At 64.8% G+C, this 18,427-nt stretch carries 16 protein-coding genes and 1 pseudogene; 5 read left to right on the top strand and 12 right to left on the bottom strand.

Going from position 1 to position 18,427, the window contains the following annotated elements; translation table 11 throughout:
* Positions 1–13 precede the first annotated feature (13 nt).
* From ACQCST_RS01225 to ACQCST_RS01240, 4 genes and pseudogenes are all read right to left on the bottom strand, one after another.
* Positions 14–1,094 (bottom strand): annotated as a pseudogene (locus ACQCST_RS01225) (IS630 family transposase).
* Positions 1,095–1,145: 51 nt separating this feature from the next.
* Positions 1,146–2,009 carry an ABC transporter permease gene (locus ACQCST_RS01230; RefSeq protein WP_426997563.1) on the bottom strand — a complete coding sequence of 288 codons (864 nt, stop codon included), beginning with the start codon at positions 2,007–2,009 and terminating at the stop codon, positions 1,146–1,148.
* Between the two features lie 3 nt (positions 2,010–2,012).
* Positions 2,013–2,957, bottom strand: a complete 945-nt coding sequence (locus ACQCST_RS01235; RefSeq protein ID WP_426997564.1) for an ABC transporter ATP-binding protein — start codon at positions 2,955–2,957, stop codon at positions 2,013–2,015.
* Positions 2,958–3,096: 139 nt separating this feature from the next.
* The gene (locus tag ACQCST_RS01240) at positions 3,097–4,596 is read right to left on the bottom strand and encodes a bifunctional phosphatase PAP2/diacylglycerol kinase family protein (RefSeq protein ID WP_426997565.1); all 1,500 of its coding nucleotides are present in this window, start codon (positions 4,594–4,596) and stop codon (positions 3,097–3,099) included.
* A gap of 196 nt (positions 4,597–4,792) precedes the next feature.
* Between ACQCST_RS01240 and ACQCST_RS01245 the strand changes: the two genes are divergently transcribed.
* Positions 4,793–5,350, top strand: a complete 558-nt coding sequence (locus ACQCST_RS01245; protein ID WP_426997566.1) for a phosphatase PAP2 family protein — start codon at positions 4,793–4,795, stop codon at positions 5,348–5,350.
* Here the strand turns inward: ACQCST_RS01245 and ACQCST_RS01250 are convergent.
* Together ACQCST_RS01250 and ACQCST_RS01255 are read right to left on the bottom strand one after the other, a co-directional pair.
* Positions 5,283–6,470 carry an MFS transporter gene (locus ACQCST_RS01250; protein ID WP_426997567.1) on the bottom strand — a complete coding sequence of 396 codons (1,188 nt, stop codon included), beginning with the start codon at positions 6,468–6,470 and terminating at the stop codon, positions 5,283–5,285. The two genes, ACQCST_RS01245 and ACQCST_RS01250, sit on opposite strands and share 68 nt — an antisense overlap.
* The gene (locus ACQCST_RS01255; RefSeq protein WP_426997568.1) at positions 6,467–7,240 is read right to left on the bottom strand and encodes a DeoR/GlpR family DNA-binding transcription regulator; all 774 of its coding nucleotides are present in this window, start codon (positions 7,238–7,240) and stop codon (positions 6,467–6,469) included. Before ACQCST_RS01255 ends, ACQCST_RS01250 begins: the two co-directional genes overlap by 4 nt.
* Before the next feature lie 70 nt (positions 7,241–7,310).
* Between ACQCST_RS01255 and ACQCST_RS01260 the strand changes: the two genes are divergently transcribed.
* Positions 7,311–7,655 carry a toxin-antitoxin system YwqK family antitoxin gene (locus ACQCST_RS01260; protein WP_426997569.1) on the top strand — a complete coding sequence of 115 codons (345 nt, stop codon included), beginning with the start codon at positions 7,311–7,313 and terminating at the stop codon, positions 7,653–7,655.
* 98 nt (positions 7,656–7,753) lie between these two features.
* On the opposite strand, the gene ACQCST_RS01265 is transcribed toward ACQCST_RS01260, so the two are convergent.
* The 5 genes from ACQCST_RS01265 to ACQCST_RS01285 all read right to left on the bottom strand — a co-directional run bounded on the left by ACQCST_RS01265 (position 7,754) and on the right by ACQCST_RS01285 (position 15,254).
* Positions 7,754–9,436, bottom strand: coding sequence for an ABC-F family ATP-binding cassette domain-containing protein (locus ACQCST_RS01265; RefSeq protein WP_426997570.1), 1,683 nt, complete (start codon positions 9,434–9,436; stop codon positions 7,754–7,756).
* Positions 9,437–9,625: 189 nt separating this feature from the next.
* Complete coding sequence (locus ACQCST_RS01270; protein ID WP_426997571.1) at positions 9,626–10,891, bottom strand: FAD-dependent oxidoreductase; 1,266 nt, start codon at positions 10,889–10,891, stop codon at positions 9,626–9,628.
* Between the two features lie 86 nt (positions 10,892–10,977).
* On the bottom strand, positions 10,978–12,987 hold the full coding sequence (locus tag ACQCST_RS01275; protein ID WP_426997572.1) for a penicillin-binding transpeptidase domain-containing protein: 2,010 nt from the start codon (positions 12,985–12,987) through the stop codon (positions 10,978–10,980).
* A gap of 258 nt (positions 12,988–13,245) precedes the next feature.
* Positions 13,246–13,902 carry a response regulator gene (locus tag ACQCST_RS01280; protein WP_426997573.1) on the bottom strand — a complete coding sequence of 219 codons (657 nt, stop codon included), beginning with the start codon at positions 13,900–13,902 and terminating at the stop codon, positions 13,246–13,248.
* Entirely contained in the window at positions 13,899–15,254 is a 1,356-nt protein-coding gene (locus tag ACQCST_RS01285; RefSeq protein ID WP_426997574.1) for a sensor histidine kinase, read from the bottom strand. Before ACQCST_RS01285 ends, ACQCST_RS01280 begins: the two co-directional genes overlap by 4 nt.
* A 197-nt stretch (positions 15,255–15,451) precedes the next feature.
* On the opposite strand from ACQCST_RS01285, the gene ACQCST_RS01290 reads away from it, so the two are divergent.
* Together ACQCST_RS01290 and ACQCST_RS01295 are read left to right on the top strand one after the other, a co-directional pair.
* Positions 15,452–16,558 carry an ABC transporter permease gene (locus ACQCST_RS01290; protein WP_426997575.1) on the top strand — a complete coding sequence of 369 codons (1,107 nt, stop codon included), beginning with the start codon at positions 15,452–15,454 and terminating at the stop codon, positions 16,556–16,558.
* A gap of 71 nt (positions 16,559–16,629) precedes the next feature.
* Entirely contained in the window at positions 16,630–17,328 is a 699-nt protein-coding gene (locus tag ACQCST_RS01295; protein ID WP_426997576.1) for an ABC transporter ATP-binding protein, read from the top strand.
* On the opposite strand, the gene ACQCST_RS01300 is transcribed toward ACQCST_RS01295, so the two are convergent.
* Positions 17,321–17,728 carry a winged helix-turn-helix transcriptional regulator gene (locus tag ACQCST_RS01300; protein ID WP_426997577.1) on the bottom strand — a complete coding sequence of 136 codons (408 nt, stop codon included), beginning with the start codon at positions 17,726–17,728 and terminating at the stop codon, positions 17,321–17,323. The genes ACQCST_RS01295 and ACQCST_RS01300 overlap by 8 nt on opposite strands.
* Before the next feature lie 83 nt (positions 17,729–17,811).
* On the opposite strand from ACQCST_RS01300, the gene ACQCST_RS01305 reads away from it, so the two are divergent.
* Positions 17,812–18,417, top strand: a complete 606-nt coding sequence (locus tag ACQCST_RS01305) for an NAD(P)-dependent oxidoreductase (RefSeq protein ID WP_426997578.1) — start codon at positions 17,812–17,814, stop codon at positions 18,415–18,417.
* Positions 18,418–18,427: the final 10 nt, after the last annotated feature.

Consider the following 18,427-nt stretch of genomic DNA (forward strand, 5'->3'; position numbering starts at 1 on the left):
GTGCACCGTGAACCTAGTGTTCCGTGTTAATGGTTTGTTTGCGTTTCATCTTGCCCAGGAGATAGTCCGCTGATTTGGTCCAGGTGAATGGTTTGGCGTCCTGGTTGTAGTTCTCGATGTAGCGTTCCATGGTTTGTTCCAGCTCTTTCACCGAGCTGAACGCACCGCGTTTGAGGCACTGGCGGGTGATGATCCCGAAGAAGATCTCCACCATGTTCAGCCAGGAACAGCTGGTTGGGGTGAAGTGCAGGCGCACGCGCGGGTTTTTGGCCAGCCAGTCCTTCACGTTCTGATGCTTATGCGTCGCGTAATTGTCGCAGATGACATGGTTCAACCCCGGGGTGGGCGTCGGCGACCCGGCCCAGGAAATCGACGAACTCGATGTTGGTGTGCTTTGGGTAGAAGGCGTTCGCGCTGAGTTTGCCGGTGAGGACCTCCAGGGCGGCGAACAAGGTGGTGGTGCCGTTGCGTTTGTAGTCGTGGGTCTGCTGCAGCGGGTGCGTCGAGGACAACGGCTGATCCGGGCCGGTGCGGGACAGCGCCTGGATTTGGGTTTTCTCATCGATGCTCACGACCACCGCGTTTTCCGGCGGGGACATGTACAGGCCCACCACGTCCCGGAGCTTGAACTCCAGGGCGGGATCAGTGGAGAACTTGAACGTCTCGATCCGGTGAGGCTGGATTTTCCAACGGCGCCAGATGCGGGCCACCGACGAAAAGGAGACTCCGTGGCGTTCGGCCATGATGCGGGCGGACCAGTGCGAGATCCCAAGCTCGGCCGGCGGCTTCCCGTCGTTGGTCAGGGTGTCCGCGATCAGGGCAAGCTCGTCGATCTCCCGCTCCCGTCCCGGGCGCTGGACATCGGACAGGGCCTCGATCCCGCCCTCGGCATAGCGGTTGCGCCACTTCAAAACCGTGGGTGCCGAAAACCCGGTGATCTTCTCGATCTGGATATTCGGCATCCCGTCGGCAGCCAACAAAACCGTGCGCGCCCGCAACGCCAATGTCGCGGAGGAAGAATTCCCACGAGTCAACGCCTCCAAGAACCCCCGGTCCCCGTCACGCAATTCCAAAGCCCTTGCCAGATAAACCATGGATCAAGTCTGACAAAAAACCATACCCAAAGGAATCAACGACACGCTACACTAGACATCGCGCTTCTTGAGCAGGACTGCCGCGATCACCAGCGGCACCAGAACCCAGGCACCCAGCCAGAGGGACGCCTGCCAGATTTCCAGCGACCCGTCCGCGTGCGTGGCAGCCGTGACAGTCTGGTAGAGGTTGTCCGGCAGGTACTTCCGGGTTTGAACAAAGAAGTCGCCCGGGATGAGCTGGAAGGCGATGGGCAATACGAAGAACAGTCCCACGAGTGCCATGATCCCGCCGGCCGAGTTCCGGATGATCGCACCCAGCGACAGGCCGATCGCAGCCACGGCGGCAACGTAGAGTCCGGACACGAACAGCAGCCGCAGGGAGTGTTCAGTTCTGAGATCGAGCTTGAGATCGTACTGGCCCAGGATCGGACCGGATACCGCGGCGGCCAGGAGCGCTGCAGCGGTGGTCACAACGAAGGCGAAGACCACAATCACCACGAGCTTGGCGAAGAAGGCCGGGAGACGCTTCGGCACCGCGGCGAACGTGGACCGCGCCATGCCGGTGGTGAACTCCGAGCTCATCAGGAGGACCGCAAGCGATCCGATAATGAGTTGTGCGAATGAGATGCCCGACGTCGGGATCGCCGCGAGCGGGTCTCCCCCCTGCGCGGCCAGGGCTGCGCCGGCCCGGGGATTGCCCTGACTGTCGTGGATCAGCTGACCGATCCCCCATGCGGCCAGTGCACCGAATCCCACCATGACCAGCGCCGTGGATCCAACCAGGATCAGCGTGGACGTCAGGGTGCGGAACTTGATGAATTCGGAGTTCAGGACCCGGAAAAAGGTGGGGCCCGCACCAGGGTTGTCTGCGCGGCCGTTGCGGGCGCGCTTCGGGGCCAAAGTAGAAGTGCTCATGGCTTAGTTGCCTCCGGACTGTGCGGAAACGGGAGCTCCCGTGGTGATCAGTGAGTGGTATTCGACCTCATCCTTGGTCAGCTCCATATAAGCCTCTTCAAGGCTGGCCTGCAGCGGGGTGAGTTCGTAAATCATGACGTGGTTATCAAGGGCGACGCGCGCAATCCGGCGCGGATCCAGTCCCTTGACCTCCAGCAGTTCGTGCTCCTTGACCTCCACCGAAACGCCTGCTCCGGCAAGTACGTGCATCAGCTGCTCCGGCTGGTCCGTGCGGACCCGGGTGCTGCTCTGTCCCTTGCCGGTGATGATCTCCTGGATGGGCGCGTCGGCAATGATCCGGCCCCGGCCGATAACGATCAGGTGGTCCGCCGTCAAGGCCATTTCGCTCATGAGGTGGCTGGACAGGAACACGGTGCGGCCTTCGGATGCCAGGTACTTGACCAGGTTCCTGACCCACACCACGCCCTCCGGGTCCAGGCCATTGACCGGCTCGTCCAGGATGATGGTCTGCGGATCGCCCAGCAGGGCTGCAGCAATTCCCAGCCGCTGCCCCATGCCCAGGGAGAATCCCTTGACCTTCTTTTTGGCCACCTCGGCCAGGCCTGTCATTTCAATAACGTCATGGACCCGTTTGGTGGGGATGCTGTGGGTTGCGGCCATGGCCAGCAGGTGGTTGTAGGCCGAGCGGCTCGTGTGGACGGCTTTTGCGTCCAGCAGCGCGCCGATTTCGCGCAGCGGGGCCTTGTGGTGGGCGAACGGGACGCCGTTGACCGTGGCGGATCCCGACGTCGGCGTGTCAAGTCCCATGATCATGCGCATGGTGGTGGATTTGCCGGCTCCGTTCGGGCCCAGGAAACCGGTCACCTGACCGGCCTGGACAGTGAAACTGACGCCGGCGACGGCAGTCTTGTCGCCGTAGACCTTCGTGAGGCCTTTTGCTTCGATCATGGAAGCGTTCCTTTGCGTGGCTGTTGGGTGCTTGGATATTCGCTGTGCTCCATCAACGCTACCCATGAAGGCTCGCGATTTCGCCGGTCTCAGGGATGATTCAGGGGTGAATCAGGGTAGTCCCAATGGATGACCACAGTCAGCCCGCCGCCGGCGAATAGTACGTCAGCGCACCGGTTTTCACCGTGAATTCAGCTGCACGGACGCCGGGAATCACTTCGCCGTCCACGGCCAGGACCATGGGGGCCCCGTCCGATTCCACCCGGATCCGGGTGGCCTCCGTGAGGTGGGTAATTCTAGACGTTGCCACGGTTCCCGTGAGCACGGACCACAGCAGCCGGAGCCGCGCGAAGTGTTCATCGGCCGTGATCATCCGGAGGTCCAGCACTCCGTCATCCAGTACCGGCCGCACCAGCGGGGCATGGTCGCGCGGATAGTAGCGGCCGCGCCCCACATACATGATCCAGAGCTTGTGCCGGACGCCGTCCACCGTCAGGGTGGTGGGGGTTCCGGCGGCGAAAGTCCGGAACATGGCCACCACTCCCGCGAGCGGCTTCCCCATCGCTGGCTGCAGTTGTTCCCTGCGCCTCACTAGATTGGGGTAGAGCCCGATGCTGGCTGTGTTAAGCATGATCAGATCCGCATATTCAGGATTGCCGGCGAGTCCCCGCTCCACGGCCACAACGCCCACGTCCGCCAGTGCGGCCGCGCCTGCCGCGGCGGCGTCCACCGCAGCGGGCAGTGAGGACGTTCCGGCGTCGCGGGCGAAGTGGTTCAGGGTGCCGCCCGGCAGGACCAGCAACGGCAGTGAATGCTCGACGGCGGCAGCGGCGGCGGTGCCTACGGTTCCGTCGCCTCCCCAAACGCCCAGAGCCCGGGTGCCCGGCTTCGCGGCGGCAGCGGCAATCTGCTGGTCCACGCGGTCACCGGCCTGAATGGTCTGAATATGCGCTTTGGGGAATGCCTCTTTCAGTGCGCCTGCGGTTTCAGCCCTGTACGAACCGCCAAGGGTATTGACCGCGATACTCAGGCCCTCACCGGCCGGCAGCTCAGCCGCGCTCGTGGCAGTCCGCCTGACTGCCGGGAAGGGCGGACGGACCGGCCACCATTTCCGGGCCAGCAGGGCTGCACCTGCCCCGATTGCCGAGCCGAAGACGACGTCCGAGGGCCAGTGTGCTCCTGTATGCACCCTGGAGTATGCAACACCGGCAGCCAACGGAGCAACGCCGGCCCCGATGGCGGGCTGGACCATCCCGGCGCCCAGGGCAAAAGCCACCGCTGACGCAGAATGGCCCGACGGCATGGACGAACTGGTGGGCTGCGGGTTGACGAATCGGAACACCGGGAGGTGCTCGGGCAACGGCCTGGTACGGGGCAGGAGCCTCTTGAAGGCCACGTTAGTCACAGCGGACGCCACGCCCTGGGCAATCAGGCCATGCACCGCAGCACGCCGCGGCTTGCCCGGAATCGTGGCGAGAAGCGCCGCCACCGCGAACCACAGCTTGCCCTTGTTGGCTGCCGCAGACAGCCGCCGGAAGAAAGTGTCGTGATGACCGCCCGGAACGCCGGAAAGGACGCGGACCAGCCGGAGGTCCCGGCGGTGGACCCACCCCCGGCCCTTACTCAGTATGCTTCGCATTCACCCACCCTACCGCCCGCCCCTGACGCTCCGTCTCCCCGGTTTTGCTCACGTATCAGCACTTCCGCATGCCTTAGCGGTGTTCTGTGGGCTTCAACCGAAAGGGGCCGAGACTAGGATGTAGCAATGGTCCGTGTGCTCAGTCCCCGGCGGCTCTCCCCAGGCCGCGCCATTGCAACGGGGACGGTGCTCCTGAGTGACCACCCGGAGTCAATTCTGGGACGCGGTCAATGGCATTCTGAACGTCGCCGGATACCCGGGAATACTGGTGCTGCACGTGGTGATTGCGGCAGCGCTCCTCCTGAGGCGGCGACCGCACGCGGCTGTCTTCACCGCAGCGGCGGGCGCCGTCGTCGTGATGTCCACGCAGATCCTCAAGGCCGGCATTCTTCGGCCCCGTCCTGAAAACACTGTGGTGCTCACGGACACCGGTTCCTACCCGTCGGGCCATGTGGCAACCACCGCGGCGTTTCTCCTGGTGGTTGCCATACTCGTGGGCCGCGTCTGGACGTGGCTGCTGGCCGTTCTGGGAAGCATTGCCATGATGGTCAGCCGGACGTATCTCCAGGCTCATTGGCTGACAGACACGGTAGGCGGATTGTGTCTCGCGGCAGCCTTGGTGCTGTTGCTCTGGCTCGCCTACCAGAACATATGCATTCAGGAGAATAGTGATGCGCGTCGGCTGCTTACCTGGAAGACAAGGGCTTCGCGGCGCCGGCGAGCAGCAGCGCCAAAAGAATCGGAAGCAGGATAGCAAGCAGTGCCAAGCGGATGCCCGTGAGGTCGCCCAGATAGCCCAACAACGGCGGGCCGGCCAAGAATGCAATGTACCCCACCGTGGAAACCACGGACACCCGCGCGGCGGCGTGCTTCGGATCATCGGCCGCGGCGGACATGCCCATGGGGAACGCCAGTGCGGCGCCGACGCCCCACAGCGCAGCCCCCAAGGCAGCCAGCCAGATATTGCCAGCCAGTACGAACAGCCCCAGGCCGGCCGCAGCAGCCGCCATGCTGGCACGCAGCACGGCAACCCGCCCGTACCTGTCAATGAACGTCCCGCCGAAGAAGCGCATGGCCGTCATGGCCAGGACAAAGAGTGAGAACATCAGCGCACCGGCGGACTCGGAGGAACCCAGGCCGTCAACGGAGGCTTTGGCGATCCAGTCATTGCCGGCGCCCTCGGTCAGGGTCGCGCCAAGGACCACCACGCCGATCAGCAGGGTGCGGCCGTCGCTCCAGGCGGACGGGCCTCTGGCCGGTTTCGATCCGCCAGCGTCCGGAACTGCCGCGGGGGTGTGGGGCAGGAAGTAGCGCGGCGTGACCAGCGCCAGCACAATCACCAGGGCGGCAATCACCAGCAGGTGCTCGGGCAGGCCAATCCCGATGGTGGACAGCCCGGCGCCGATCAGAGCGCCCACAAATGCCCCGCCGCTGAAGGCCGCGTGGAACTTGGGCATGATGGTCCGCTTCATGCGGTGCTCAACGTCTGCGCCTTCAATATTCTGCGAGACGTCCCACAGTCCGATCGCGATACCGAAGAAGAACAACGCGACGGCCGTCCCGGGAATTGACTCGGCCAGGAGTGAGAGTGCAATGCCCACACCGGCCAGGGCCGCCAGAACACCACCGGCGCGCACCGTGTTTGCGGTGCCGATCCGGCCCACCACCAGACCCGCGGTGGGAAGCGCGAGGAGGGAGCCCACCGCGGTGCAAAGCAGCAGCGAGCCCATCTGCCCCGACGTCAGGTGGAGGAGCTCGGTGACCGCCGGGATCCGGGCCGCCCAGCTCGCAAAAACCAGGCCGTTGGCGCCGAAAATCACGAAGGTGGCAATGGCTGCTGCCTTGAGGTTGGGACTGGTTATGGTGCTGCTCATACAATCACTGCTTTCACCGAGACTTTTTCAAGTTGTGCACGTTCCTCCGGAGTGAAAATCCGGTCGGTGACGATGATGTCCACCGTCTCCAGGGCGGCCACGAGTGCCGCCGCACCCGCATTCCATTTGGAAGCCGAACAGGCAACAACCACCCGGGCGGCGGATTCGAGGCCGGCCCTCTTGACTGCCGCATCCTCAAGATCGTGAGCCAGCAGTCCGTCCTTCAGATTCAGCGCACAGGGCGTGACCACGGCCGTGTCGAAGCGCAGCGAACGGATGTTGGATTCGGCCAGTGGGCCGCGGAAGGACAGCTCGCCAGGCACCAGGCTGCCGCCGGGCGTCAGGACCGCCGGTTGGCGCCCGCCGCCGGCCGTATCCGCCGCCAGGACGTTGACGGCGCGAACGGACATGGGCATAACGGTCAGATCGCGGTTCGCGAGCTGGACGGCGATCTCGGTGGCGGTGGTTCCGCTGTCCAGCCAGACGTACTCGCGGTCACGCACCAACGCCGCAACAGCCACGGCAATCCTTGTCTTGGCGGCTTGTTCCTCGAGCTGGCGGTGTCCGTACCCCGGGTTTTCGCCGTGATGTACCAGGCTCCGCGCCCCGCCGTGGATGCGCCGGAGAACCCCGTTGGCAGCGAGGACGTCAAGATCGCGGCGGATGGTTGCGCCTGATGCTCCGGATTCAACGGTGAGCTCTTCCACGGTCACCGCGTCCCGGCTGCGCAACAGTTCACCGATCAGACGGCGTCTTTCCTCGGTTCTCATGATCAAACGCTAACCTAGTTTGATCATTTAATCATTTTCCTGCTCGAGGTGGCGGGGGTATTCTTGGCCAATGGCTGAAGAAATGTTCAAAGACGGCAAGGTTTCCGGCGCCGGTGAATATCTCGACGGCAAACGCCACGGCCGTTGGATCTTCTACTACCGGAACGGGGGCGTGAAGGCGGACGGCGGCTACAGTCACGGCCAGCTCGACGGCAGCTGTGTCTGGTACCGGGAAGGCGGCGGTCTGCTGCAGAAAGGCGCGTTCCGCGACGGGCAGCAGGACGGTTTCTGGCAGCGCTGGCACAGCAGCGGCGAGCTGATGGACGAAGGACGGTACGACGTCGGCCGCAAGGTCGGCGAATGGGTCACCTACGCGGCGGACGGCTCCGAGATCAAACGCAAGACGTTTAGGTAGCCGCCCAGTAAATGCAACGCGGGGTCACATCGCGCCCATAAACCCCAAGGAAATGGGCGCGAAGTGACCCCGCGTTGCGGTGGTTGAGCCGGTCGCAGCTACCGCGCGCGCTGAACCCGCTTTTCGTCCCACACCGGTTCGGGCGATTCGTACACCTTGCCGTCGGAGCCGAATACCAGGAAGCGGTCGAAGGTGCGCGCAAACCAGCGGTCGTGGGTGACGGCAAGGACGGTGCCCTCGAAGTGGTCGATGGCCCGTTCCAACGCCTCTGCGGAGTGCAGATCCAGGTTGTCTGTTGGTTCGTCCAGGAGCAGCAGCGTGGCGCCGGAGAGCTGCAGGAGCAGGATCTGGAACCGCGCCTGCTGGCCGCCGGAGAGGGACTCATACTTCTGCTCCGACTGGCTGGCCAGGCCGTAGCCGTCCAGGGCGCCGGCCGCAGCCTCGCGGCCCATGCCGGAGCGGTGTTCGTCGCCGCGGTGCAGGATGTCTAGGAGCGTGCGGTTCAGCAGGTCAGGGCGGACATGGGTCTGGGCGAAGAAACCTGGCCGGATGCGGGCGCCCAGCTTGACGGTCCCTTCGTGCGGGACCTCGGCGATTTCCACCTCGGAAACGGGCAGGTGCTCGCGCTCCGGATCCGTGCCGCCGGTGGCCAGCAGCCGCAGGAAGTGGCTCTTGCCGGACCCGTTGGAGCCCAGCACACCCACCCTGTCGCCGAACCAGATCTCGGTGGAGAACGGCTTCATCAGGCCGGTCAGCCCGAGCTTTTCCGCCACCACGGCACGCTTGGCGGTGCGCCCGCCCTTGAGCCTCATCTTCACGTTCTGCTCGATCGGCAGGGCCTCGGGCGGGCCGGCTTCCAGGAACTTGGCGAGCCGGGTCTGGGCTGCCTGGTACCGGTTGGCCATGTCCGAGCGGAATGCCGCCTTGTTCTTGTACATGTTGACGAGTTCCTTGAGCTTGATGTGCTCCTCGTCCCAGCGCTTGCGCAGCTCCTCGAAGCGGGCATTGCGGTCCGCGCGGGCCTCCACGTAGGTGCCGAAGCCGCCGCCATGGATCCAGGCGCCGGCGCCGTTGATGCCCGGTTCAAGCGTGACGATGCGGCCCGCGGCGTTATTCAGCAGCTCGCGGTCGTGACTGATGAAGAAGACGGTTTTTTTTGACTCGTTGAGCTTGCTTTCGAGCCATCGCTTGCCTGGCACGTCAAGGTAGTTGTCCGGCTCGTCAAGTAGCAGCAACTCGTCCGGGCCCGCGAAAAGCGCCTCGAGGACCAGCCGCTTCTGCTCGCCGCCTGAAAGGCTCGACGCCGGGCGGTGCTGTGCGCGGTCAAAGGGCAGGCCCAGGGCGGCCATGCAAACCTCGTCCCAGACTGTCTCGACGTCGTATCCGCCGGCGTCTCCCCAGTCCACGATCGCCTGGGCGTACCGCATCTGGGTGGGCTCGTCGTCGAACTCCATCATGGCGAGCTCTGCCTCATCCACGGTGCGGGCAGCTGCTGCCAGTACGGGCGGGGCCGCGGATATCAGGAGGTCGCGCACCGTTGATTCGTCCCGGACCTGGCCCACGAACTGGCGCATGATGCCCATGTTGCCGGAGCGGCCAATCACACCTTCATCCGGCACCAGATCCCCGGAGATGATCCGGAACAAGGTGGTTTTGCCGGTGCCGTTGGGCCCGATCAGCGCCGTTTTGGTGCCGTCGGGGACCTTGAAGGTCACCCCGTTGAGCAGCTGCGTGCCGTCGGAGAGGAAGTAGTCGATGCCGGAAACGTCAATATGAGCCACTCGGCAATCTTCCCACGGCTGTTCCACACGAGTTTTTTGCACATCGCACCGCTGGCTACATGATGGACCGCCGAGGTGATCTCGGATCAGCCCCCTTTGTCGATCCGTCCCCAGGGTTTGAAGTCAGCGAGCACCAGCGCAAAGCCGAGCGACGAGAATGAGACCAAGAGCGGCCGTTCATTCCGCACGTCAGCCCGGCTGGCGACGTGCGAACGCCGGTGCGTGTTCCGGCAGCGGACCGAAGGCAATCAGCAGCGCAGGCACCTTCTGGAACCGTGGGATGTGTCTGGCAGCGAACACCAGCGGCCCCGGTGCACCGGCGCGCTGCCCGGTGACGGCCGGGCCGAAGATCACTTTGTGGAGCAGCAATTGCATGGTCTGCAGCAGGACCGTGGGTAGCCACCGGCGCCTTCTGACGGAGGCCAGATCGGCGTCCGTCAGGGCACCGGCCAGGAGAGGGATGGCAATCCTGGCCGCGGCCGCCACAGCATCCTGTACAGCCAGGTTGATCCCTACGCCGCCGGCCGGGGACATGGCATGTGCGGCGTCGCCAAGCAGGAGCAGGCCGGGTCTGTGCCATTCCTTGAGACGGTTGAGCTTCACGTCCAGGAAATGGAGATCGTCCATGGAGCTGATCTCGGAAACCCTGTCCGCCAGATCCGGGCGTAATCGGGTAACCCGCGCCCGGAAGCTCTCCACGCCTTCTCTGCGCAGCTGCGGATCCGTGCCTTTCTCGGCAATGTAGGCGATCTGGTAATAGTCCTTACGTGCCAGACTCAGGAGGACATCAGAACCGGCAAAGCGCGGCACAATCGAGGCCAGCTGTTCGTGTTCCTCATCCCGGCGGGGAAGCCGGAACCACCAGGTATCAAACGGGACCGGGAATTCGTGCGGCACAAGCCCGGCCTGCTCCCGGAGGGCGGAACTCCGGCCGTCACACGCCACGGTCAGCTCTGCACTCAACTCGCCGCTTCCCGTTGTTTCGCCCGTCTCCGGATCCCTCGTGCGGTACGCCACCCCGGTGACTTTCCCGCCGTCGTCGTGCAATAGTGCCGTAGCTTCAGTGTTCATCCGCAGGGTGAACGCAGGCTCTTGCCGTGCCGCAGCCACCAGGAATTTCAGCAAGTCCCACTGCGGCACCATGGCCACGTAGTTGTACGGCGGTTTGAGGAGTCCGAAATCGGCAAGCACCACGGTTTCATCGCCACCGACGGGCAACCGGAAATTGCTCAGCTTGCTTTGCGGCAGGGCACGGAAACCCTCGCCCAGGCCCAGTTCGTCCAGGAGCCGGATGGTGGAGGCGTGGACGGTATCGCCGCGGAAATCGCGGAGGAAGTCGGCGTGCTTTTCGAGCACGGTGACCTCGACGCCGGCGCGCGCCAGGAGGAGTCCGAGCATCACGCCGGCGGGGCCGCCGCCGGCGATGACACACGTGGTACTTTCGGGCCGGTCCATGAGGTGCCTCCCCTTCCGGGAGCATGCATAATCTAGCGGATGCTGAATCAAGCGTGCGCCAGTGGGGGAAGCATGTCTACGGCTGCTCAACCGGCGGCGGTCAGGAATTCCTTCAGCAACGGCCCTGAGGTGGTTGCACCCAACCCGCCCTCTTCAACGAACACCGCGACGGCCAGGTCCCCGTGCACAGCCACGATCCAGGCGTGGGTCTTGGGCGGATCGTCCTTGCCAAACTCGGCCGTACCCGTCTTAGCGCCCACCGGTGCACCCGGGACTCCCGCCAGGAATCCTGCATGCCCTGAGGTGACCACCGCGCGCATCATGTCGGCCAGAGCCGCGGCTTCCTCCTTGGTCAGCGGTTTGTCGGAGGCTGCGGCGGGAGGCAGAGGAGAAGCGGACGACGACGGCGACGCGCCGTCCGTGCCCGCCGCGCTTGGCGTTTTCCCCGCCTCAGTTCCGGAACCGGCCGCTGCACCGGCTTCCGGGTTCAGGACCAGCTGCGGGGATACCGGTGATCCCTTGGCCACAGATCCCGCCATCACGGCAGCGGCCAGCGGCGAAAGCAGCACCTTGCCCTGCCCGATCATGGATGCGGCATGCTCGGTGCCTTCGGCCTCACCTGGCACGGAGCCCAGGAAGGCAGCGGCGCCAAGTGCAGGTGCCTCGGCGGCTACGCCCAGCGACATGGCCGCGGATTCGAGCTGGGCTTGGCTGACGCCGTCCCGGGCCGCAATGAAGGCGGTGTTGCAGGAGTGGGCAAAGGCGTCGCGAAGGGTTACGGATCCAAGGGAACCGGCGGGGTACCCCTCGGCGTTCTTGAACGTCCGGCCATCCACGGTGAGCGTGGGGGTGCATTCGACTTTGGAGTCCGGCGTCATGCCGTTGCGGAGCATGGCCAGCGCGTCCACCATTTTGAAGGTTGAGCCCGGGGCGTACTGGCCCAGCAGGGCAGTGTTGTAGCCGTTGCTGCCCGGGCCGGACGCCGCGGCCAGGACCGCGCCGGTGGAAGGGCGGAGCGCCACAATGGCAGAAGCCGGGCCCACCTTGGCGAGTGTGCTTTCGGCCAATTCCTGGAGCTTTGGATCAAGCGTGGTCTTCAGCGGCGTTCCGGCCTTTATCTCAACCTGGAACAGGACCCGGCGCGGATCGCGCGACGCCGCCTTGATTTCTTCGGCTGTGAGGTCTGCTTTCTGGGCGTGGACGACGATGGAATCGGTGCCGCGCAGCTGCGCGTCGTATTGCTCCTGGAGGCCGCCGGTTCCGGTACTGTCCCCGGGCTTCAGAGCGCCGCCGGACTTTTCGATCTGTTCTGCACTGGCCTCTGTCGCGGTGCCCAGCAGGGCCCGTGCGAAGGTGCGGGTAGGGGCCAGCGGCAGCATGTCTTTGATGGCCCGGGCGCCGGGGATCGCCGAAATCTGCCCGTCGGTGATGGTACGGTTGCCGTCTTCGCGCAGGGTGATGGCCGGAACGAACGCCTGGGCACCGGATGCCTGGACCTGCTGGGCGTAGGCTGCCGGGTCCACGCCCACCAGCTGGGCGAGCTTGGTGGCAGAGGCGGCGGCATCGGCCCCGCCGAGCTGGGGTTTGTCGATGCCGACGTTGACCACCGGCCGGTAGGTGACCAGCGGGACGTCGCCGGCACCAAGAATGGCGGCCCGCTGCGGCGTCTGGCTCGATGTGCTGAGAATTTCCCCGTCGGCCAGATCGGGCACCAGCAGCGCGGGGGACCAGACGGCCAGCCATTTGTCGGAGGACTTCTTCAGCTTGGCGGACACCGTGTACTTCCATTCGGCGGAACCGATCTTCCAGCTGTAGTTCAGCGGGACGGTGGCGGTATCCGCGTCCAGTTTCAGCTCGCCGGTTTCCACCGTTGGCTTGACCGGCTCGAGGGCTTTGAACACCTGCTTGAGCTGTTCATTGGCTGCCGCGGCGTCCCGGCCCTCTAAGGTAACGGAGCCGACGTCGAGAGCCGCCACCGCGGAAGCGAGCTGCTTCGCGGCGCTTTGGGCACCGCCGCGGCCGTCGTCGCAGGCCACCAATGAGGCGCTAAGAACAAGACCGACAAGGACAAGTGAAATTTTCTGAGAGTTCCCCACCGCGCCATTATGCCCCTTCCCGCAGACAACTTCCTGTCACAGATTAATGCCTAGTCGATTGCGTCCCGTTGCCCTATCACTTGTGGTTGTTATCAGGCCTCCTGAGGGACCAGAAGTGATAGGGCAACGGGGGCGGAGGCCGGTCCGGCTACGGTGCGCAGGTGAACTTGGCATCCCCCACACGCCGTGGGCGCCAATGATCCCACCCGACGGATCCGCCACCAGCTCGACATAGCCCATTCCGGTGAGTCCTGTAGCTCAGGCGTGACGGATGATCCGCCGCTGCGTGGCAACGGAGATGGCTGCGGTCCGGTTGTCCACGCCCAGCTTCCCGTAAATGTGCACCAGATGGGTCTTGACGGTTGCCTCGGAAATGAACAGCTGCTTGGCGATGGCCCGGTTGCTCAGCCCTGTTGCCAGCAATTCCACCAGTTGGACCTCGCGGGCCGACAGCACCGGCTCCGGATTCCTGATCCGGCCCATCAGGCGTGCGGCGACCTCCGGCGCAAGAGCCGTCTGTCCGGCAGCCGCAGACAGCACGGCGTGCCGGATCTGCTCTGGCGGCGCGTCCTTGAGCATGTACCCGCTGGCGCCGGCTTCCACGGCGGCCAGGATGTCGGCGTCGGTGTCGTAGGTGGTGAGTATCAGCACGGGTGGGGCGGGCGTTCCTGCTTCGCCCGCCTTGATTTTGGCGGTGGCCGTCACACCGTCCATTCCTGCACCCATCTGAAGGTCCATCAGCACCACATCCACGGGCTCGCCCAGCGCGTGGAGCTTTGACAGTTCGGTCAGTGCCCCACCGCCATCGGATGCTTCTGCCGCCACAGTGATGCCGTCAAAGTCGCTCAGCATGGCGCGAAGGCCAGCCCGGACCACAGGGTGGTCGTCTACCAGAAGCACACGGATATCCGTCATGGTTTGTCCTCGTCCGTAGGCAATTGGTCCGGCGCCTGTTGAAACACCTGTTCCGGCGCCTGTTCCGGGACCCTGTTCAGCGGCAGCCGGATGGCCACCACGGTTCCGTCCCCCGGGGCTGACTCGATGTCCAGGCTCCCGGCCAACGCGGCGACCCGTTCGCGCAGGGACTTCAGCCCGAAGCCGGATCCGTCTTCCCGCGTTTTTGCCCCTGACCCTGCGGCGACCACGCTCTCCGGGTTAAAGCCCACTCCGTCGTCGTAAATGTCCATGGCCACTTCGGTCCCCATGAACGAAAGGGTGACGACGGCGGTGCGCGCCTTCGCATGGACCCACACATTCGCAAGGCTCGCCTGGGCAGCCCTGAGCAGGGTGGCCTGGTACGGATTGGGAAGCTCCACGGGTGAGCCCTCGAGATCGAAGCGGCAGCGCAGTCCTGCTCCGCGGGCGGCGGCCTCGGTCTCCGTCTTTTCGCAGAGCCGGCGCAGGCTGTTCACCAGGGACATCTGCTCGAGCTCCGGAGGCCGCAGGCCCCGGACAAAGTTGCGGGCCTCGGCGAGGTTCGCGGAAGCGGTGTCCTGGACCGTCCGGAGCCGGTCCCGGGCTGTGGCTTCGTCACCGTCGTCGAGGGCTTTCTCGGCAGACCTCCCCATCAGCACGATGCTGGAGAAGCCCTGGGCCAGGGTGTCATGGATTTCGCGGGCCAGCCGTGCCCGTTCGGCCAGGGTGCCGGCGTCGTGCTGGCTTTGGGCAAGTTCAGCGCGGGTGCGGCGCAACTCCTCGGCGGCCAGCCGCTGGTTCTCTCCCTCGAGATAGAGGGCACGGTAGGCAAGCCCGGTGACCACGGCGAACGCAGCCCCGAACATCGGTCCCAGCACCATGGGAAGCTGCAACACGGCGTCGGCCGTTCCCCGGTTGTGGAACCAGAGCGCCGCGACGACCAATGCCGTACAGAGGGCAATGACGGGCAATGCCAGGCGTCGCGGGAGAACGTGGAGCTGGAGGAAAAAGAGAGGGAAGGCCAGCCACACAAAGTCGGCGCTGGCCCAGATCAGCAGGAGCCACAGCATGCTGACGGCAGCCAGCCACCACACAGCGTAGGGCCGTGGATCAAACCGGGAGGAGTCGGCGGAATGGCGCTTCTCCAGTACGGTTCCGGAGAGATACACGGCGGCCAGCAGCAACGCGAGGCCCCAGGGAAGGGCCATCCCCCACCACCCGCCCGGCCCTGGTCCGCCCGTCACCAGCCGCACCAGCGCCACCAGGAGCAGCACCGCAAAACCCACATGCAGGCTCACGCGAAGCACGCGCAGAATTACGGCCGCACCGCTGGGTTCCGCATCGCTCTGCATCATTCCACCCTACTGGCGGGTACCGAGAATTTCGCGTGCCATGTCCTGGCTTCGGCGGATTCCCGGGCCTATCAACCTTTTGATTGATTCCCGCGTCAACCATCCCCGCAGTGCCAATCAACCAGCCTCCCGATGTACGGCACCGGCTTCGGCGGGACAGTTGAATCAAGGCCGCAAAACAACCGAAAAGGAACCACATGTTTCTCGCCATCCGCGATATCCGCTTCGCCAAGGGCCGCTTTGCCCTGATGGGCGGAGTGGTCGCGCTGATCACCCTCCTCCTGGTGATGCTCTCCGGGCTCACGGCCGGGCTCGGCAACCAGTCGACGTCGGCCATTGCTGCCCTGCCCGCTGACCAGATTGCCTTCGGGGCACCGGCCGGAAACGATGCCAGGGCCTCGTTCACCGAGTCCGAGGTCACCGCGGCGCAGGTGTCTGAATGGTCCGGACGCAGCGGTGTTGCCAGTGCGGAGGCCGTCGGAGTCAACCAGACGCGCATCCAGGCACTCGGTGCTGCCGGCGCTCCCGCAGCCACCACAAACGTGGCCGTCTTTGGTGTTGGTGACGGCATGGACAGCAACATTCTGTCCCCTGCCCCGGTCGCCAGTGGAACCGTTGTCATCGGCGAAACCCTGGCTAAGGATCTGGATCTCGCCATCGGCGGGCGGGCCACGGTGGGCGGTACGGAACTGACCGTTTCAGCGGTGGTTCCGGACCAGTGGTATTCGCACACGGGCGTGGTCTGGACATCCCTCCAGGACTGGCGGCAGCTGGCGCACATCACCAGCAAGCACGCGATAGGAACCATGATCGCAGTGACGTTCGACGCCGGAGCTTCCGTTGACGTGCACGCCGCCAATGCGGCGGCCGGCACAGTCAGTGCCACCCGTGACGGATCGTTCCAGGCGCTGGGTTCCTACAAGAGCGAGAACGGTTCGCTGATGCTCATGCAGGCGTTTCTCTACGGTATCTCGGCCCTGGTGATCGTGGCCTTCCTCACCGTCTGGACCGTGCAACGGACCCGGGACATTGCCGTACTCAAGGCCATGGGCGGTTCGTCGGGCTATGTACTCAGGGACGCCATGGTTCAGGCCGCGATGGTGCTCTTGGCCGGTGCTGCCATTGGCGGTGGTGTGGGCTTGATTGGCGGGTTCTTCGCCGCCCAGGCTGCGCCGTTCCTCGTCACGGCCGGCACCACACTCCTGCCCATCGCCGGCATTGTGCTGCTTGGCCTGGCGGGCGCCGCACTGGCCGTACGCAGCATCACCCGGGTGGATTCGCTGATTGCCCTTGGCGGCAACTGACCCCTCCTGGATGTGGACGGCACGGAGGCTGCCGTGACTGCCCCACAAATATTCCCTGAAAGGCATATTCAATGAACACCCCTCTGAATCTGGTCAACGTCACGCTCGAATACCCGGACGGCGACGGCACCCTCAAAGCCCTGGACAGCGTCGACCTCAAGCTCAACGCGGGGGAGTACCTCTCCCTTGTCGGACCGTCAGGCTCGGGCAAATCCTCGCTCCTGGCTGTGGCCGCCACCCTTGTCCAGCCCACGTCCGGACTGGTGATTATCGACGGCCAGGACGCAACCGGCTTGAAGGACTCCGAACTGACCGCGCTGCGGCGGGAGAAGATCGGCATCATCTTCCAGCAGCCCAACCTGCTGCCCTCGCTCACCGCCGTCGAACAGCTGGTGATCAGCGACCATCTCCGCGGGAAGCCAGTGAGGGCTGCACGCAAGCGGGCCGCCGAGCTTCTGGACGTCGTCGGGCTCTCCGCTTCACTGAACAAACGGCCCCACCAGCTTTCCGGTGGCCAGCGTCAGCGCGTCAACATCGCCCGTGCACTGATGGGGAGCCCCACGGTTCTGCTGGTGGATGAGCCGACGGCGGCACTGGACCACGTGCGCAGCGGTGCCATTGTACGGCTATTGCGTCAGGTGACGGACGAATTCAGCGTTGCCACGGTTATGGTCACGCACGACACCGAATTCGTGCCGCTCACCGATTCCGTGGCCACCATGCGCGACGGCCGGATATCAGCGGCGCAGCCCACCGTGGCTGTCAGCTGACCGGGAGCCCGGCGTCCTGGGCATCGTCGTAGGCATCGCGCGCATTGAGGATGGTTGGCACATTGTTTTCGGCCCACAAGCGGAGCAGGGTCAGTGGCTCCAACAGCGACCGGCCCAGCGCGGTCAGCTCGTAGTCCACCCGGGGCGGGACCTGCGCGAATACTGTGCGGGTGATGAGTCCGTCCCGCTCAAGAGTACGCAGCGTTTGGGTGAGGACTTTGGGGGTGACCACGTTGACCAGCTTCCGGAGCTCGGAAAACCGCAGCGGTCCGCCTGCCAGTACCTGGATGACGAGCGATGCCCATTTGTCGCCGATGCGCTGGAAGACCACCCGGGACGGGCAGGCAGGGTCCAACACGTTTCCGGGGAAGCCGTTGGTTTCGGCCCGGTTAGTTTCCATGAAGTAACTGAGTTCCTTTGAAGCTATCAGTATCAAATAGGTACTGTTTGGGTATTGCAAGGATAGCAACCACAAGGAGAAGCATGAAAATCGCAGTCTACGGAGCAACCGGCATGGTCGGCAGCCAGATCGTCAACGAGTCCCTGGAGCGCGGCCACGAGGTCACGGCGATCTCGCGGGCAGGCACCACGGTTGAAGGTGCCGCGTCCCAGGCCGCTGATCTGGCTGACGGCCAGACCTTCGCGACAATCGCCGCACATCACGACGCCATTGTGCTGGCCACCGGCCCCAGCCGCACCGGAGGGGACCATGCCGAATGGATCGCAGCCATGTCCACCGCCTACTGCAATGCTGAAGGCACCCGCCTCATGATCGTCGGCGGGGCTGGCACTCTGGAGGTCGACGGCGTCCGTCTGCTTGATTCCCCCGACTTCCCGGAGGCCTACAAAGCCGAGGCGCTCACGGGCGCGGCAGCCTTCTATGCCGTCAAGAAAGCTCCGGAGACCCTCGACTGGACGGTCCTCGCACCATCCCCCGTCATCCAGCCAGGCGAGCGGACCGGCAAGTACGTCACTGCCACGGATTCACCGGCGGGCAGCAGCATCTCCACGCAGGACTTCGCCGTTGCGATGCTGGACGAGATCGAGACGCCGGCCTACCGGCGGGCCCGCTTCACGGCAGCCAACTAGGAGCCAGCCC

It is taken from the genome of Pseudarthrobacter sp. N5 (genome assembly GCF_050157035.1).
In the GTDB taxonomy this organism is placed as follows: Bacteria; Actinomycetota; Actinomycetes; order Actinomycetales; family Micrococcaceae; genus Arthrobacter.

Excerpts from the sequence above, each read along its gene's own strand:
- ACQCST_RS01250 (WP_426997567.1), bottom strand. The coding sequence starts at position 6,470 with ATGAGCAGCACCATAACCAGTCCCAACCTCAAGGCAGCAGCCATTGCC.
- ACQCST_RS01285 (WP_426997574.1), bottom strand. The coding sequence starts at position 15,254 with ATGCAGAGCGATGCGGAACCCAGCGGTGCGGCCGTAATTCTGCGCGTG.
- ACQCST_RS01255 (WP_426997568.1), bottom strand. The coding sequence starts at position 7,240 with ATGAGAACCGAGGAAAGACGCCGTCTGATCGGTGAACTGTTGCGCAGC.
- ACQCST_RS01270 (WP_426997571.1), bottom strand. The coding sequence starts at position 10,891 with ATGGACCGGCCCGAAAGTACCACGTGTGTCATCGCCGGCGGCGGCCCC.
- ACQCST_RS01280 (WP_426997573.1), bottom strand. The coding sequence starts at position 13,902 with ATGACGGATATCCGTGTGCTTCTGGTAGACGACCACCCTGTGGTCCGG.
- ACQCST_RS01295 (WP_426997576.1), top strand. The coding sequence starts at position 16,630 with ATGAACACCCCTCTGAATCTGGTCAACGTCACGCTCGAATACCCGGAC.
- ACQCST_RS01230 (WP_426997563.1), bottom strand. The coding sequence starts at position 2,009 with ATGAGCACTTCTACTTTGGCCCCGAAGCGCGCCCGCAACGGCCGCGCA.
- ACQCST_RS01260 (WP_426997569.1), top strand. The coding sequence starts at position 7,311 with ATGGCTGAAGAAATGTTCAAAGACGGCAAGGTTTCCGGCGCCGGTGAA.
- ACQCST_RS01290 (WP_426997575.1), top strand. The coding sequence starts at position 15,452 with ATGTTTCTCGCCATCCGCGATATCCGCTTCGCCAAGGGCCGCTTTGCC.
- ACQCST_RS01300 (WP_426997577.1), bottom strand. The coding sequence starts at position 17,728 with ATGGAAACTAACCGGGCCGAAACCAACGGCTTCCCCGGAAACGTGTTG.
- ACQCST_RS01240 (WP_426997565.1), bottom strand. The coding sequence starts at position 4,596 with ATGCGAAGCATACTGAGTAAGGGCCGGGGGTGGGTCCACCGCCGGGAC.
- ACQCST_RS01235 (WP_426997564.1), bottom strand. The coding sequence starts at position 2,957 with ATGATCGAAGCAAAAGGCCTCACGAAGGTCTACGGCGACAAGACTGCC.
- ACQCST_RS01305 (WP_426997578.1), top strand. The coding sequence starts at position 17,812 with ATGAAAATCGCAGTCTACGGAGCAACCGGCATGGTCGGCAGCCAGATC.